8 protein-coding genes and 4 pseudogenes are annotated in these 16749 nt (G+C 58.6%); 5 read left to right on the forward strand and 7 right to left on the reverse strand.

Going from position 1 to position 16749, the window contains the following annotated elements; genetic code table 11:
* Positions 1-346 precede the first annotated feature (346 nt).
* The 3 genes and pseudogenes from IVB48_RS11465 to IVB48_RS11475 all read left to right on the forward strand — a co-directional run.
* Positions 347-765 (forward strand): annotated as a pseudogene (locus tag IVB48_RS11465) (IS5 family transposase); the annotation flags it as partial.
* Between the two features lie 90 nt (positions 766-855).
* A complete protein-coding gene (locus IVB48_RS11470) occupies positions 856-1224 on the forward strand; it encodes a hypothetical protein (protein WP_026233973.1) in 369 nt (122 codons plus the stop codon).
* A 1156-nt stretch (positions 1225-2380) separates the two neighbouring features.
* Entirely contained in the window at positions 2381-5008 is a 2628-nt protein-coding gene (locus tag IVB48_RS11475) for a Ulp1 family isopeptidase (RefSeq protein ID WP_247282781.1), read from the forward strand.
* Between the two features lie 278 nt (positions 5009-5286).
* Here IVB48_RS11475 and IVB48_RS11480 read toward each other — a convergent pair.
* From IVB48_RS11480 to IVB48_RS11490, 3 pseudogenes are all read right to left on the reverse strand, one after another.
* Positions 5287-5472, reverse strand: a pseudogene (locus IVB48_RS11480) (transposase); the annotation flags it as partial.
* 171 nt (positions 5473-5643) lie between these two features.
* Positions 5644-6774: pseudogene (locus IVB48_RS11485) on the reverse strand (IS3 family transposase).
* A 123-nt stretch (positions 6775-6897) separates the two neighbouring features.
* A pseudogene (locus IVB48_RS11490) lies at positions 6898-7503 on the reverse strand (DDE-type integrase/transposase/recombinase); the annotation flags it as partial.
* Between the two features lie 360 nt (positions 7504-7863).
* Between IVB48_RS11490 and IVB48_RS11495 the strand changes: the two are divergent.
* Together IVB48_RS11495 and IVB48_RS11500 are read left to right on the forward strand one after the other, a co-directional pair.
* Positions 7864-9111, forward strand: a complete 1248-nt coding sequence (locus IVB48_RS11495; protein ID WP_247400016.1) for a right-handed parallel beta-helix repeat-containing protein — start codon at positions 7864-7866, stop codon at positions 9109-9111.
* 406 nt (positions 9112-9517) lie between these two features.
* Positions 9518-10447: a TauD/TfdA family dioxygenase gene (locus tag IVB48_RS11500; RefSeq protein WP_247342271.1), complete on the forward strand. Its 930-nt coding sequence runs from the start codon at positions 9518-9520 to the stop codon at positions 10445-10447.
* 782 nt (positions 10448-11229) lie between these two features.
* On the opposite strand, the gene IVB48_RS11505 is transcribed toward IVB48_RS11500, so the two are convergent.
* From IVB48_RS11505 to hemN, 4 genes are all read right to left on the reverse strand, one after another.
* Entirely contained in the window at positions 11230-12489 is a 1260-nt protein-coding gene (locus IVB48_RS11505) for a carbohydrate porin (protein WP_247342268.1), read from the reverse strand.
* A 1224-nt stretch (positions 12490-13713) separates the two neighbouring features.
* A complete protein-coding gene (locus IVB48_RS11510) occupies positions 13714-13926 on the reverse strand; it encodes a hypothetical protein (RefSeq protein ID WP_247363275.1) in 213 nt (70 codons plus the stop codon).
* 45 nt (positions 13927-13971) lie between these two features.
* Complete coding sequence (locus tag IVB48_RS11515) at positions 13972-14160, reverse strand: hypothetical protein (RefSeq protein WP_247342263.1); 189 nt, start codon at positions 14158-14160, stop codon at positions 13972-13974.
* A 195-nt stretch (positions 14161-14355) separates the two neighbouring features.
* Positions 14356-15687, reverse strand: coding sequence for an oxygen-independent coproporphyrinogen III oxidase (hemN, locus tag IVB48_RS11520; protein WP_247342258.1), 1332 nt, complete (start codon positions 15685-15687; stop codon positions 14356-14358).
* Between the last annotated feature and the right edge of the window lie 1062 nt (positions 15688-16749).

Consider the following 16749-nt stretch of genomic DNA (forward strand, 5'->3'; position numbering starts at 1 on the left):
CAAGGAAATCTTGGCCATTCCGGCGGCGTGATGATCGCCGGTCAAGAAGTCGATAAGAGGCGTCCGTCTGTGAGATGTGTCTGGCACGCGACATACAGGCCCAATCTGGCCCACCTATATCGCAGACAGGGGCCTAACATCCGACGTGCAATCCAGGATGACGAGGATCCCAGCCGCGCCGCCTATCTGTTTCCCGCGGGATGCGAATGCACCACGCGTTCTGGTGCTGGTCGAAAATGGCGAAGAGCTCAAGCGCCTCCCGCCGGTCCAGCACGTCAAGAGCGACGGCCCATCCTCCTAGCCTAGGGTCTGTACCTAATTTGCGCCACGTGATTCTCTTCCGCATATTTTGATTCGGGGACGAGCGATGCGTGGCGGCCTGTTTTGGTTGAATGATAAGCAGTGGGCGCGGATAGAACCTCACCTGCCGACGGGACTGACCGGACCGGATCGGGACGACGATCGGCGCATTATCAGCGGCTTCATTCAGATGCTGCAATCGGGTGCGCGGTGGCGCGATTGTCCCCCTGAATACGGGCCTTACACGACGATCTACAATCGCTTCAATCGTTGGGCAAAGCGCGGACGATGGTGCGCGATCTTTGAAGCGCTGGCCAAGCCCGGCAAAGATGCCGTCGCGCTTTCGCTCGACTCGACCTCGATTAAAGCTCACCGGTGTGCCTCCGGCGGAAAAGGGGGGAGCACAATCAAGCAATCGGCCGCTCGCGAGGCGGCCGCACGACAAAACTCCATGCGCTGAGCGATGCCAGGCGGAACGACGATTACCCGCCCAAGGCGAAAGCGGTCGTCCCTGAGCGTCGACGGGCTGAGGCGGGATCGGGGCAGCAGCACGCCATGGATCGCGACGGCGGCGCCGATCTCGATGTGTGCACCCGGGGCCGCACCGACAGTCTTGATGAGCGGCGCGGCGCCGCCGGCGCACGATCCCTTCCGAAAGGGTCCGCGCTCGAGGCCGAAGATGGAAACCGGCCCAGGCGGCGGGCAGACGAACACGAGATCGCCGACGACGACTTGCCGACCGATTGGCACGCCTACCCGGTCTATTTGACGAACGAGAAGAAGCTGGCGCCACGCTCGGTGCAAGTGACCGTCGCGGCGCTTCGATTTCTCTACCGCGCCACGCTCGGCCTCGATTGGGATTTCGACCAGATCATTCAGTGCGCCAAAGGCGCCAAAGACACTGGCCTTCATTCTCAGCCCTGAGGAGGTGCTGCATCGCCAAGCCGACCGACCGTCAGCCCAAAACCGCCGCCGCATGACCGGCCCGTCCGTCACCAAAATTTGGCGATAGCTCATTTCCGGAGCCGGCTCTGCGATCGGGGTTGAAGTCTACGTAGCGTCAGGTTGTACAGTCCGAATCATACATGCGGTGAAGCTTCATGATCGGAAGGAGAGGCTTCAATGTCCTAAGAGCGCAGGTGCGTTTGAGTATTGATTGTGCAGGCACGGCCGGCTGGTTGTAGCTAATGTGAGGACATTGAACTGAAGAGAGTTTGCAAGGGAACTTCTCAAACCCCGGACGCCTTCCAACAGCAATGGGGCGGCCCAGTTTCGATCGCGGTGTGGCCGCATGCCCTTCTTGCCTGGAAGGGGGGAGGCGGCACCATGGCTTTTTGGACCGTGCGAGTATTTGGTTTCGTTGGTTTAAGGTTTGGCGATAGCTCAGCTGTTGCCCAGGAATCCGGGGCGCTCTTCTGCGGCAATGCACGAGCTCGGAGCGCGCGCGATAACGGTCCCTTGTTGTTCAATTGGCGATCTTGACGTCTAGCTTTTCGCGCCGGTGTCGCTGCCAGGCGGCTTGAAGAGTCGTCTCATCTAGTAGGAGAGTGGTGTGGAACCGATCTATAACGATCCGGACTATTGGATGCGCTGGCACGCCGAGCTGCAGGAGCTGCAGAGTGCGCGGCAAGAGGCGGATCAAGCTGGCTTCGAGCAGCAATTGGGCGAGCTGCAACTCCGCTCTCCTGAGGAGAGTTCGGGGGGTAGTTCCCCCGACACTCCAGCCGCACGGTCGCATGAAAACATCCAGCGTACGGACGTTGGTGGTTCGATGCGAATGCCGCCAAGGTCCAATCTGCGGAGCAATGCGTTCAGCAGCGCGCGTCACAGCGTCGATGTTCCGCACGCTCATCTTGGTTCGGCTGCAAATAATTACCGGTCTGACTTGCGGGAGGGGCCATTCAGCAGCATGCGCTACGCAGCGCCCTCGGAGGAACAACCTACGGCGCGGACGAAGGACAACAAGCCCCGTGGACTGTTCTCTCGGGTCAAATCAGGACTAAGCAAAGTCTTTGGAGGAAGCCACCGTGAGAAGTGGTCCGGCGGCCCAGCGTTTGATGTCGTCTCCTCGGAGCTTCGCATGGACTTTGCAAAGCGCAGTCGTCCGTCCGAGGCAGACCTGGAGCTGATTGAAGAGTTCAAGACGGCATTGGGCAGCGCGAACCGTACCGCGAAGACGATCGATAATTATGTGATGGCTCTTCGAAAGTTCAGCGAATTCCTCCAACCCAAAGGCGTCACTCTGAACGACCTGCTTGGCAATGCTGAGCTGCTGACAGCCTATAAAGATGAATTTAATAAGGTGGCGAGCGCCAATAGCAGGCACCATGTGGGGCCAGCCTTGAATGCACTCCAGAATTTCCAGGCTGGAAATCCCATATCCGCCCCAGCCTGGGTGGGTACGCGAGCGCAACCGATGCACCCCGAGGACGAGCGGATGATCGGCCAGTTCGTGGAAAACGTCAAAAGCTACAGAGTTGCTCCCGATGGCACCAGAGGCCGCGGGACTGGAACGGTTCCCCCTGATACGATCAGGAACAATATGATAGCGCTCAACGGGTTTGCTCGTTGGCTCCGAGCGCAGAACAAGGATCCCCTGGCTCCTCGGGCGTTCAACGAGCCAAGGTCGCTCGCCGTCGACATCGACGAGTACGTCGAAGCTGGCGGCGATCATGATGATCGCCTCAGCGTGGCATTGTCTCATCTTCGCAGGATCGGGGCTGACGGGCTCCAAGCTGTCGGCGCCGGGCCCCGCCTGATGGGGCGCCAAACATTGGCGGCTCATCCGGAGGACGTCTCCATTATCGATGACTTTTTGACGGACGCTCTATCCAAGCTTGGATCCGACGCGACTCGCAAGGAGAAACACGACGCTTCGACGAAGGCGTCCAGCCTACGCTCTTTTAGTGATTGGCTTCGAAGAGAGGGCAGGCCGAGCATCATGGACCGCATCGAGGGCAATGCTGAGCAGCAGCGGTCATTGAGCGCAGATCATTCGGCGTACCAGAAAGCCACAAAGCCGGGCGCCCCACTCAATCTCTTTCGACAATACCTGGGTCTCGAGACCAGGCGACACAGACAACGACCTCGTGCTTATGACGACGACGCCAGCCTGATCGCGAGCCTGGCTAACGAAGAGCTGAGAAACCTCGACCCAGCTTCCGAACAGAGAAGAAAAATAATTCAACAGACTGCTTCGATCCGACGCAAGTTCAGTGATTGGCTCCGCACAGAGGGTAGGGAGAGCATCGCGAGTCGAATCAACGGCAATAGTGAGCAGCAGCGCTCGCTGGGCGCAGACCTCCGGGCTTTCAGGGAAGCCACAGGGAGAGTTGATAGCGTGGGTCTCAAGAAGCTCAAGCAGTATCTGCTACTCGTTGAGGCAAACAGAGCGCTGGGTGTGAGCTTCCCTGAGCAGAGGGCTGGGTCGAACTCAACCTCAACCTGGGCGCGAGATTTGCCGACTCCGCCGTCCGAAAGTGAGTGGCCGCCGCTGCTAGGTCCGTTTGGGCAGGCCGGCTTGCAGGAACCGGCTAGGTCGAGCTCGACCTGGTCCCCGCGCGTGCCGTCCGACTTCGATCCAAGTGAGTGGCCGGCGCCGCAAGGCCCGGTTGGACCGACCGGTTGGCAGGACCCGGCCGGCTCGAGCTTCACCTGGTCTCCACGAGTGCCGTCCGGCTTCGAGTGGCCAACTCCGGAGGGCGCGCCAGCTCGGTCCTCAGACATCTACCGCGATTTGACTTCTTTCGCTGATCTGCCGTCCACACCGCAGGAAATGCGTGACGACGCCCAGTCAAGGCCGGTGCTCAGCCCGACCGGCAGACCGCCGTTCTTCATCGGTCCATCAGGCAAGCCGCAAGAGCTCGAGGAGATCGGATATCTCGTCGGCGAGGATTGGCAGCATGGCTCACAGGCGGTGCCGGACTTCCTGCTCGATGTACTGGACAATAGAATGCTGTTGCCGAGTTCGCGAATGGCTCCCCAGCCGGTCTCTATCAACGGTGAGACCTACTCCATCGCATTGGGGCCGCGAGGACGCCGCGACGCCCAACTGATCCATCACCCTGGCCCATCCTCGGTTCCTGATGCCCGGATCGGCGCTTCGACGGCGAGTGCCTCTGCCGGCGACCGCAGCGGACGGGTGCTCGGAGCCAGGGAATGGCTGGGTGACGCGCATATCCAGCGGGACTACGAGCTCCTGTCGCAGGAGTTGCGGCAAAGCAATCCAAACCTCGCCGCCCGGACCCGGTTCGTCGATCCTCTCATCGCCTTTCAGGTGGGCCATGGTACGGAGGGCGACGCCCTGAACGCATTCCATCGCATTGTCAACGATCTGAATGGCAACGATACGGCCGACTTCCTGTTCTTGCCGGTGAGTGATGCGAGCGCTACGGACCTCCTTGACCGCGGCTCCCATTGGTCGTTTCTGCTGGTAGATCGCCGCGATCGCGACAGGCCGGTTGCCTATCACTACGACTCCTTAGAGCCATACAATGCCGGACCTGCAGAAACGCTCGCAGCGCGGGTGGGAGCCGATTTGCGAGATGCCCTCATACGCGAGCAGAGGAACGGCTATGATTGCGGTGTCTTTGTGGTCGATGGTACCCGGGAGCTGGTCAGACGGCTCGCGGGAAGACGGCAGGCAGATCTGAACCTCCTCAACCTCGTCGTCGACCGGCAGGCATTGCAAAACCGACTAAGGGGCTGATGTCGGCTTCAACTGAATAGCGCGCGCAGCTGGTTGAAGGGGTTGAAGTGCAACTTCGCCCCGATTGAAGGTCTGCAATCGGCCCGTTCGCAGAGCATGATGGTGTCTCACAACGAGAGCGGAGCCGGAGCTAGCCCGTCTTATTCGCCGGCGTGCTGAGAGGTTGGCGAGCGTGGCGTAAAGCGCTGATGCGGCGTAGGATGTCGTCCGTGAAGTTTCCCGCAACGCGCTGGTTCAAGCGTAGTGCGGCTGGCGGATGATGCACCGGAGCCTCTGCATCAGGGCCGCAAAAGCCGTTCGAACCAGCGCAGCAAAAGGTGGAAGTTGAAGCCGGCGGCGGCAAGGACGGGGTTGATTCGGTCGCGGGCGCGGCCCTTGAGGTGGTTGCGGCTCATGCGGTGTTCGGCCTTGAGGTGACCGATCACCGGCTCGACCGCGGCGCGGCGCTTCATCTCGCGGCGGATGGATGGTCTTGGTGACGCGGCGGACAGAGCTGACCCCGGTTGTTTGGACAGCGCCCCGCGGGATTTAAGTGGATTCCTGCCGGGTTATGCTGAACGCGGGGCCTTACGATTTTGTCGTTGCGTCGGGAGGGCGTAGCCCGACCAGAGCGACGACAAAATCGTCGGCGACGGTCATGCGACCATCACCATAGCTTGCGTGCCGAAGTAAGCCTCGTCGGGCGTGCGCCCGTCAAGGCTCGAGTGAGGGCCTCCCTGATTGTAGAAGGCCAGATACTTGGCAATTGACGCTCGCGCCTCGGACACGCTGTCGTAGGCGCGGAGATAAACTTCTTCGTATTTGACCGTGCGCCAGAGCCGCTCGACAAACACGTTGTCGCGCCAGGCGCCCTTGCCGTCCATGCTGATGGCGATCTTCGCGTCCAGCAGCACATCGGTGAACTCGAGGCGGGTGAACCTGGCTGCCCTGGTCCGTGTTGAAAATCTCGGGCCTGCCGTGCTTCGCCAACGCCTCCTGGACCGCTTCGACGCAGAAGGCCGCCTCCATTGTGATCGAGGCGCGATGGGCCAGGACCCGTCGGCTGAACACATCGACGACCGCCGCGAGATAGACGAAGCCACGCCGCATCGGAATGTAGGTGATGTCCATTGCCCACGCCTGGTCGGGCCCCTCGATCTTCAATCCGCGCAACAGGTACGGGTAGATCTTGTGACCCGGTGCCGGCTTGCTCGTGTTCGGGCGACGATAGACCGCCTCGATCCCCATGCGCTTCATCAGCGTCGCGATGTGGCGGCGACCGGCGTATACGCCCTCCCGCCGCAGCAACGATCGCAGCATACGCGCTCCCGCGAAGGGATAATCGAGATGCAGCTCATCGAGCCGACGCATCAAGGCAAGGTCCTCGGCCGAAACTGGCCGAGGTTCATAGTAGACCGTGCTGCGAGCCAGCTTCAGGACCTTCGCCTGGCGCACGATAGAAAGATCATGACCGCGGTCGATCATCGCTTTGCGCTCAGCAGGCCCGCCTTGGTGAGCGCGCCGGACAAAAAATCGTTTTCCAACGCCAGCTCGCTGATCTTGGCATGTAACGCCTTCAAATCGACCGGCGTCTCGGCCGATGCCTTGTCATGCCCAAACACGCCGGCGGCGCCTTCCAGGAGCTGGTTTTTCCAGATCGTGATCTGGTTCGGATGAACATCAACCAGTTGCGCCAGCTCCGCCAGCGTCTTGTCGCCTTTGACCGCAGCCAAAGCAACCTTCGCCTTGAATGCCGGAGAATGCGTCCGGCGGCTCTTCTTCGTCATCTTCGCTCCTGATTCGCGGCAAGAATCCTCGCCGCTGTCAGGCAGAAAATCCACTCAAGCTACTGTCCGAATTTGCGGAGCCAGCTCTCTTGCCGTGGGGCCGTCCGCGTAGCGCGGGGGGAAAGTGAACTGGATCCCATTGTCGGTGAGAACCGTGTGGATCTTGTAGGGGACAGCCGCGATCAGAGCTTCGAGGAAGGTCGAGGCCGAGGTCCTTCCCGTCTTCCTGACCAGTTGCACGAAGGCGACTTTGCTGGTGCGATCGATAGCGACATAGAGGTAGAGCTTGCCTTCAGCGGTCTGGAGCTCAGCAATGTCGATGTGGAAATAGCCGATCGGATAAGCCTCTAATTTTTTCTTCGGAGGCTTGCTGCCTCCGACCTCCGGCAATCGGCTGATCCCGTGGCGCTGGAGACAGCGATGCAGGGATGATCGCGTCAGATGCGGGATGGTCGGCTGGAGCGCATAGAGGCAATCGTCGAGCGGCAATAGCGTATGCCGCCGGAAAGCGACGATGATCGCCTCCTCCTCGATGGAAAGCACGGTCGATTTGGCTTCTTTGGGGCCTGTCGGGAGATCGGCGACGGTCTCGCGCTCCCTCCACTTCGCGACAGTCTTCTGGTTGATCCCATAGCGCTTGGCGAGCACTCTCAGGCTCTCTTGACTATTTTGTATTGCTCGACGGACCGCCTCCGTCGTCGTGGCGCAGCCGTGTAAAACTTGTCCCATAGCGCATCCTTCGAATCGTGCGATAAGAATGCACCATCAAAACTTGGGACTAAACTCCTAGGCCAGACGTGTTGCACCCCACAGTATTCCTCTGACGGGGCTCTCGAAGGTCGACCGCTGCTCTCATCGGCCGTGATTGGCTCAATGGCTACCCAGATCCATCACAGCTGGTGCGGAGCGTGCGGCTGCACCTGTTGCGTAGCATGGTTCCGATATTCCGATCCTGCCTTATTGAGGACGATCTGATGGCGTTAACGCCGGATGCTGATGGCCTATTCCAGTTCAGCATTTGAGTTCGAGAGTTCAAGTCCTCGTGCGGGTTTTCCGGGTAAAAGAGAGCACATGCCTATGAGGGACACGATGAAGCACATCAAACGGTCGTTGCGCGTGCTCGGTGGACTTGCTGTCGTCGTCGGCGTCTCTTCCGTGCTCGGATCGAACTATGTGCGATCGGAAGCCCTCAATGGCTTTGGCTCTGCAGCGACGGGCGGCCTTGGAGGCGAGGTAGTTCAGGTCAGATCAACCAAAGCTCTGAAGTATGAGTTGTGTCGTTCGTACAGCCTCGGGCGCTGCAATGACAATAGTCCGCGCGAGATTCAGGTAGCCGGAACCATAGACTTTACCGGTACGGAAGGGCAAGGCGAGGGGCAGGGTTGCCAATACGGCCGTGCTTGTTCGGCACCGTATAAAAGTGAGTCCCTTCTCCTTATAGATGGCAACGATGCGCATTGCGACGGCAAGGAGAAGACATTGGTCGGCTTCGACAGGGCCGGCAAGCACCCGCTGGAGATTGGCTCAAACAAGACGGTGATCGGCGTTGGCCCGAGCGCGACAATCAAAGGGAAGGGGCTGCGCCTAAATGGGGTCAGCAACGTCGTTATTCGCAACCTGACCATCAGTGATATCAATCAAGGCATGATATTTGCCGGCGATGCTATTGCAATTGCACGAGCCGACCTGGTTTGGATCGATCACAACCGGTTTCATAATATCGGGCGGCAGATGATTGCCGGCGGCCTTGGCCCTACGACGAATATTACGATTTCCTGGAACGACTTCGATGGCAGCGATACCTATTCCTCCTATTGTAACGGGGAGCACTATTGGAATCTCCTTTTTCTTGGTGTCCCGCAGACGATCACCATCGCAAATAACTATTTCCATGAGATCTCAGGGCGGGCGCCGCACATTGACGGTGCCCAGGCTATTATTCATCTCCTCAACAATTACTTCCACAACACGAATGCGCAACAGAGCGGCGGATTCTTCCATGCAGTGGATGCTGGACCATCTGTGCAAGTGCTGATCGAGGGCAACTACTTTGACAACATTGAAACACCTGTAAAGACTGGTAGTGGACATATCTTTGGCTTGTTGGGCAAATCCAGCCGGACCGTGCAGAACATCTGCCTTACCGTGCTCGGACGTCGGTGCATCGAGAACATCGCGAGCCCAGTGCCGCGGATCAATGGCTTTCGCCTGGATGAAGCCGTAGTTCAATCGTTTGGAGCTCTTCCAGGGTCATCTATTCCTCTTCCATTTCCAGCCGATGCTGTTTCGGCAGTGATCACGGCCAAGGCAGGTCCCGGACACCTTGAGAGCCGGTGATGGTCCGTTCGCAGAGGCGGCTCGAGACTGGCCGATTGCCGCAAACTGTTAAGCGGAGTGCGCATACTGGACGAGAACAGCGCGCAAGGCTGGCTGCCCGACGTTGCACGAGGACCGTATGGCCTTTCTCTTCGAGTGCCGAGCGGTACATTTTCTATCGACTATGCGCCCTATACCTTTCGCGGCCGGCCCGGGTGGGTTGGAAAGAGGGTGGGGGGTGGCATCGAGTTCCTGGCAAACTGTTCGACTCAAACCCGGTCCCGTACCTGAGGGACGTTCACAGCTCCGTTTTCCAACTGGCATGGTGCTTGCTCGAGAGTACCCGTAGCGCGAGGCTCGCCTACGAAACCTAGTCACACGCGCCCTAGTCCGCTTGAAGAATCCGCAAAGCTTGGAAATATTCGCAATGAAACAAACGGCTTCGACCGAGAGGGTCATTCCACTGACCGACGTCGTCAAGCGCGCAGCGCGCATCGGTGTTGAAATCGGAAATATTAAGCTCTCGGGTGATTTACCGAGCCAAACCATCGCTGAGATCACCAGCTTGCTGCTCGAACACAAGGTGATCTTCTTCCGCGATCAGGGGCATCTTGATGACGCGGAGCAGGAGCGATTTGCTGCTTGTTTGGGAAGGCTGGTGCCGCATCCGACACTCGGTACGGTCAATGGAACGGCCTCGATCATCGAGCTTGATTCCGCGCGCGGAGGTAGCCGGGCCGATGTATGGCACGCCGATGGAACCTTTCTCGCGGCGTATCCTAGACTTGCGGTGCTGCGAGCCATTGTGGTCCCATCGTCCGGTGGCGATACGATTTGGTCGAACGCTGTGGCCGCCTATCTGGATCTGCCGCGGCCGCTCCAACGGCTTGCCGACGAACTCTGGACCGTTCACAGCAACGCCTTCGACTACGCTGGGACCTGCCGTGTTCGCGAAATCGACCAGAAGCATTTTGATGAGGTCTTTACCAAAACGATCTATGAGACGGAGCACCCGGTGGTCCGTGTACATCCCGAGACCAGCGAGCGCGCCCTGGTGCTCGGCGATCTGGTGCAAAGGTTTATTGGTATCCCAAAACGCGACGGTCAGAAGCTGTTTGATCTATTCCAGTCTCATATCACGGCACCCGAAAACACCGTACGTTGGAGCTGGAAAGAAGGCGATGTCGCGATCTGGGATAACCGCGCAACGCAGCATTATGCGGTCAACGATTACGGTGACCAGCATCGCGTCGTTCATCGTGCCACAATCGATGGTGACGCGCCCGTCAGCGTCGACGGTCGAAGCAGTGTAACGCGCCTCAAGACGACGAAGCACCCGTCCACGAAGGTTGCCTAGCAAGGCTCGGCAAAATTCACCGATCATGCACTGCTCTTATCGCATGTTCGCGCGAATAGATGTTTGAGAAGAGAAGTGAACCCAGCAGAACGCCACGCACAATTGGATGGGAGGGCTAACGCGCCGCAGACTCGGGAGGCGACCTCCTTGCTGGAGTAAGATGCTAAAGCTCGTCTCGACCGACGAAAATGAGTCAGCATTCGAGTGGCGCAAGTCATCCGGCCGCGTCCGGTCGATTTGCCGCCGAAGGGGGGCACGTGTCCGCCGAGCTCGCGCATTGCCTTTCGGCCAGCGCCACGACCGTCGGACAGATATAGCGATTGCCGTAGTTGGGTAGCTTTGGCATCTGTGTCGCGGTTCCGCTTACCACACCTCTTCGGCGTGAACTAAGCTCCGAGGGCACGATTTCGGCCTGTCATGGCAGAGTACGAGCTCGGGCGCGATTCTGACGAGCTGCACCAGCAATCATCCGAAAGCAATGTCGCTGCCGCAAGCTCTGCACTCGATTGAACAAATGAGCATGGGAGATCATTCCGCGGCCGGAGGGTATAGCTCTTGCGCAAGTACGACGTCGGCCTATCGCTCGTAGACCGAAGCAGCAAAGGCTCTAACCTACCATTCCCAACAGCATGCTACGTTGGATATCAAGGCTCAATTTACGCGGTACCCGGCTTCGCGTCAGGAGCAAAGCGGATACCAAAATCGCCGTGATGGGTGGCCCATACCGTTGAAAAGGGCGAGTGGGACATCGACTACATGCCGCTCCGCGCAGTCCTCAGAGCCTAGAAGAATACCGACGTAGATACCAAGATATTCAGGGCGTGTCCTGTTTGCGGCGTGTAGGTAATGCTTGTCGGGTGATTGATGTACGTCAGTCCTACGGTTGTATATATCCCGGGCGCCAGATGCGCCGTATACAGTCCCGAAATTGCTGTGCTGTCCCGGTGCGCCAGCTGCTCTTTCGCCAATGCAGCGTCCACCGCGAAATGGCTCCAGATGGTGTTGTTGACAACAAGACTCATCTGATCAGTGGGCCGGCTGTCAAACAGGCCCTTCGCATACAGGCGAAGCTCGTAGTACTGACTAGCCCTATTTAGGTCAGGCGGAGCGTACATCACAGAGAACCCGCCATAGATTCCGCGAGATGCCGAGCCATGGACGGCAGACTGCCAGAATTGCCTATCCGCAGCTACATAGTAGACGCTGTTCGCCTTGGCCGTCGGTTGCGTCGGATGCTGTAGGTCCGTGTAGCTGCTGTTGTTAAAGCCCACGCCAGCCCGCAGCCAAGTCTCGGGTACGCCGGGAGTAGGCTTGTTCTTATAGCAAACTTCATCAAGCAAAAGAATGCCCGCGTCGCGCGTGCTCCAGTTCAAGCCAGTGGGATTTTCGCTTACATGCGTATATTGACCGGCTGGACTAAGCGAGCGCTGGATTGAGAGCTTGTTATATAAGCGATCGTCAAAATTGTACTTCAGATTAAGAGCCGGCGTTGGCGCCCAATTGTTGCTCATGCCTGCTTGGAACAGCATCTTCGACGACGGTCCAAAAACTTTTTCTCCGGCACCCGCAAACTCATGTTGGTTCCTGAGGTAACCCACTTTGAGTTCGATCTTCCTTTCGAACAACGTTTGATAGTAGGAAACTGCACTGATTCCCAGTCGGTCTGGCCCGGCGCTCTTCCATGTCCAATATTGATGCTCGGATCCCACGACGATCTGACCGTCTGGAATTCCAAACCGAGCGAGGTCATAGGTCACGATCATAGAGTTGACCGTACTAAATGTCGGATTCTGGCCGACATATTGTTGATTGGCGATGGTGCTTCTGGTGGCATTACCGACTTGATTGTTGACAAACGTGTTTAGGGTCCAGCCAGCGAATCCAATCCCGAAATCCGAAAGCTCGGATCTGACAGAAGCTGTATCCTGACCTATCGTGTCCGCAGGACCAGGCCCAGTGAACGCCGCACCTTTTTCGCGGAGCTTCTCGAATTTTGCGAATCGGTCAATCTGCTTTTGACTTCTGCTCTTGGCGGTGTCCACCTCACTGTCGGGCGTTGTACTAGACATAGCTGCTTTTGGCAGCGAGTTCCCAGAAAGGCGCGCCGCTGCTTTGGGCCGGGCGCTTCGGAAGGTTACAGCCGGATTCGCGATTGTTTGGCTTCTTGCCTCAGCGAGCTCATCGGGGCTGTGACTTCTAGGGCCAGAGTTATCACCACCTTCTGCCGCCGCCGAACTGCCGGCAAGACTAGCTATCAGGGAAAGGAGAATACGCCCTCTTGGCTTCGCACTTGGTCGAGAGATGAAAGCAACTACGCCAGCCGAGTATGCCCGCATGGATACTGGCGCTATACCGCAACGATGCATAGTGATTTCCACGTCCGTCGATTTGAATAAAGTGCACTTCCACCTGACGGCCTAGAGCGGTTCGCGATCCTTGTGCTCGGCGGTCTAGGTGACGCTTGAGGCCAGGCGGCATCTCTATGCCAACGAGACCCGCTCAGCCTTCCGCGCTATCACCCTGCTGGCGCAGCTTGACCAACGTGGTGGTACCCAGCGCGACACAACCCAGCCGCTCGATCGCTAATCGAATGCAAGCATCTGCTGCACCATGTCGACACGGAGAGTGGCCTGCTCGATGTGAGCGTTCGCTAGGATTGGCGGCCGGCGCACGGAGCCGAGGGATTCTCACGACAAATCCGCTGCCACGACGAAAAGCAATGTTCTTCAACAGAGAGCCGCCCAGTAGTTGAGCTCGCATAACAACACGCCGGACCCGAGAAACGCCGCCCGCAGCTCGGTCCATGGGATGAAGCACAGGCGAGCAGAAGGGGCTAACATCTTTTGACGCCCGTAAGCTCGCTGAGGCCGGCACAAGGCCTTGATTGGCTCTCATGGGAAGATGGAGAGCGCGATTGGAGGCGTTTTGATAGCTGCGGGACCAGACAGAACATCCATCAGCTCCATTGGATTTGCCGGAACTATATCGCATCGCGACTTCTTCCTTGATGTGGCCCGAGCGAGTTTCACCGGCACTGACTGGCATGTGTCCGTCATCTCCATCAATTGCTAGGTCTGGTAGTTGACCGGGCGCGGGACGTCGGCCGTCGCTGTGCGAATCGTAGGTATCGTGCCGCTCGGCGCGGACCGTCCCGGCGTCAGGGACGAACTCCGGTATGGCAGCATCGAGGGGGCAAGTCGGGAAGGTCGCTTCGATCCCGGTTGCGCGCGTGTCGCGCCGGCGCTGGTCCTTTTGTGCTCTTTGGTCTAGCTCATCGCGTCGACCAGTTGCTGCTCTGGATTGCACGCGGCGGTCCGTAGCGATCCCGGTCGAGCGGCGAGCATGCACATCAATACGATCCGTCGTGCATCCACGAAGCGCTCCTCTTTGCTGGGAGTTCGTATCCAGCGTAGACCGCAGGCTGATTGCGGTATCCCGGGCTGCCAGCGCTTGAGCCAGGTCGAGATATCTTCGTACATCCGGACGAACTCGATCAGGTTTTCGATACCGAAGTCGCTGAACGCCTAGATCTCATCTTCTCCGACGCGGTAGACCCAGATGAAGCCGTCCTCGATCGCCATTTTGTTGGCGACGTCCCGCAGCCAGTCGTCGTCCCGGTCGAGGTCCGCGGCCACACGGGCAATGGTGGTGATGTGATGAACTTTGTCGGTCGCGCCGTTTGAGCGGACAGCGTTGCAGTCGGGAACGTCCAATTCCCGGCAGCCAACTCGCCTAGCTGCTCTTCGCGGCTAGGGCCGGGTCGGCTCTCGTCGCGCAGCTGCACACGGAGTCCTTTATGAATTTGGCGCTGTACGTGAGTGCACCAGGTGAGCGAAATTCGTTACCCGGGCTTCTGGGCGCGTGACGGAACGTAATGCGTTCATACGATTAGCGCTCGTTGGCTGGTCTTAACAGAGCGGCGCGCCAAGATAAGCATCGAATGCGGCCGCCACAGCGCGAGCTAGAAAACGATGCTCCTGCCTCACGCGGATGAATCCCTTTTCCACCTCCACGATCCCATCCTCGACGAGCATTGCCAAGCGGGGTGAACCGAGGAACGGGACCGGGTCAAATCCATGAGTAATGCAAATTGCCGGCACGTCGACCTCGAAATCGCACATCAGCCGCTCGATGATTGCGGCCCGGACGTGGTCTTCGAGGCTGAGAGAGTAACCCTTTGCCGTCGCCAGACGGCCGGCTTTGATTTGGCCGCTGTAAGAACCCGCTGCAACTTCGTTCTGGACGTAACCGTCGCCAAGGCGGCCGATCGCCGACGGGCCGAAGCCGATGACTTTATGGCAGGTGTCGGCCGAGTAACCCAGTGAGTTCCGCCGCAGGCGACCGGCTTTCTGAGTCAGCGCGAGCTCATCGTCCGGCAAGGCGAAATGGTCGAGTCCGATTTGGCGGTAGCCCGCAGCAAGCAGTGTATTGGCCATCGCCGCGGCCTGTTCTGCACGGGCAGGGCTGTCTGGCAGCGTTGCCTCGTCGATCAGGCGCTGATTCTTCTTAAAGGAAGGAACGTGCGCGTAGCCGAATACCGCAAGCCGGTCTGGTCGCATGGCCACCGCCGTAGTCGCGGTCTGAACGCAGGACTGCACCGTCTGATTTGGCAGACCGTAGATGAGGTCGAAGTTGATGCGGATTACTCCATGCTGCCGCAGCATTTCGACAGCGCGCTCCGTTTGTGCCTCACTCTGAACGCGGTTAATGGCCTTTTGAACAATTGGATCGAAGCTCTGGACGCCCAGGCTCGCGCGGTTCACGCCGGCAGCCGCTAACGCTTCGGATGTGGCGAGCGTGAACGTGCGCGGGTCGATCTCAACAGCGATGGCGGCCGTTTTCGAAACCGCAAAGCGGCGGCGCAGAAGTTCCATCAGTACCCCGAACTGCGCGGGCTCGATGAGGGTCGGCGTTCCACCGCCGAAGTGCACGTCGCTCACAGGCAGCCGTTGCGGCACCTGCGCCGCGACCAACTCGATCTCCTTACGAAGAACCGCCAAATATTCTAGGATGGGTGAATCCCGGCGAGTGATGCTTCGAGCGAAGCCGCAATACCAGCAAATCGATCGACAGAACGGAACGTGGAAATAGAGCGACACGGACTCATTAACCGGCAGGCGCTGCAGCCATTTCTCAGAGGCTTCGGCGCCGACCACCGTGGAGAACTGGGCTACAGTTGGATAGATGGTGTACCAAGGAAGGCGAGCATCGCAATACTTTTCCAGGACCGAGGTCTGCAACGATTGTTATCCTATGTTTACGAAGTTTGTGGTCGCAAGCGAAGTCTTTTGCATTCCGTTTTGCCGATAGTAATCCGGAATGTCGCTAGACAATTGGAAGCTTGCGTGACGGCCGATCTGCTGACGAAACGCGGTGTGGGATAGCAAGCCGTTCCTCTCGAAGACAGAGAACAACTGCTGCAGGCGAGATACTCGAATCAACACGGCCACGGCGGAGCCCCAGATTCAACTCCGCTTCGCTAATCTCCGACGTTCGCCAACGAGACATCCACCGGGGCCGTTGACGCTGCTAGAGCTCGAACTGCTCCACGACCTGACTCTTGCGAGGTTCATCGAACAAAATTGATACATCGCCTCGCAATCTTCATCAACTGACCAGGTTTGGTAGTTGACTTCTGCCTGGCGTATTCCCCATCCACCCAGGGATCCTGCGCCGGCTCGGGGACATCCCGGTACGTAGTCGAACTTCACCAATGCGCGGATCGTCGGTGTCGCGCGGCGCCACGGCTGTTGGCGTGAGTGTGTTCTCGAGTTGGTATGGAAAAAGTAATGACCGGGTAGGCGAGCGAGACGTGATCGATGCAATTGAACAGCCGTTTCAGACTTGCCACCGGTTTTGCACAGATCGTCAAGGCATCTATGGTGGGTGGTGGTCGCCTTCGTGTGTCTGGGCACTGCAGGGGTTTATTTTTTTTGACCGACGTCAGACAATATATCGAGAGCTCGGCGGTCCGTGAAGTTGCTCCAAGGCTGAGCTTGTCACCGACGCCGGGGCGGTACCTGTCGGAGGTTCCATCCGGACAGGCTCACGGTCAAGCGGCTTCACCCGAGCTCGTGTACATCGTCGGGCACGGCGTGTGCAGAAACTTCCAAACACCGGCGCAAACCAGGACGTCGGCGCTTCCCCGAAGACGCATAGCCGAAACTGAGGCTCAAGAACCAGAACGCATTCTTCAAATTCAGTGCATCCAGCCTCTTGAGATTGGATGAATCGACCTACGATCGAGCCTCCGCCGCGAACATTCTACTCGACGCCACTGTTCGTCCCATAGCCACAAAGCG

Source organism: Bradyrhizobium sp. 76 (assembly GCF_023073025.1).
Classification (GTDB): Bacteria; Pseudomonadota; Alphaproteobacteria; order Rhizobiales; family Xanthobacteraceae; genus Bradyrhizobium.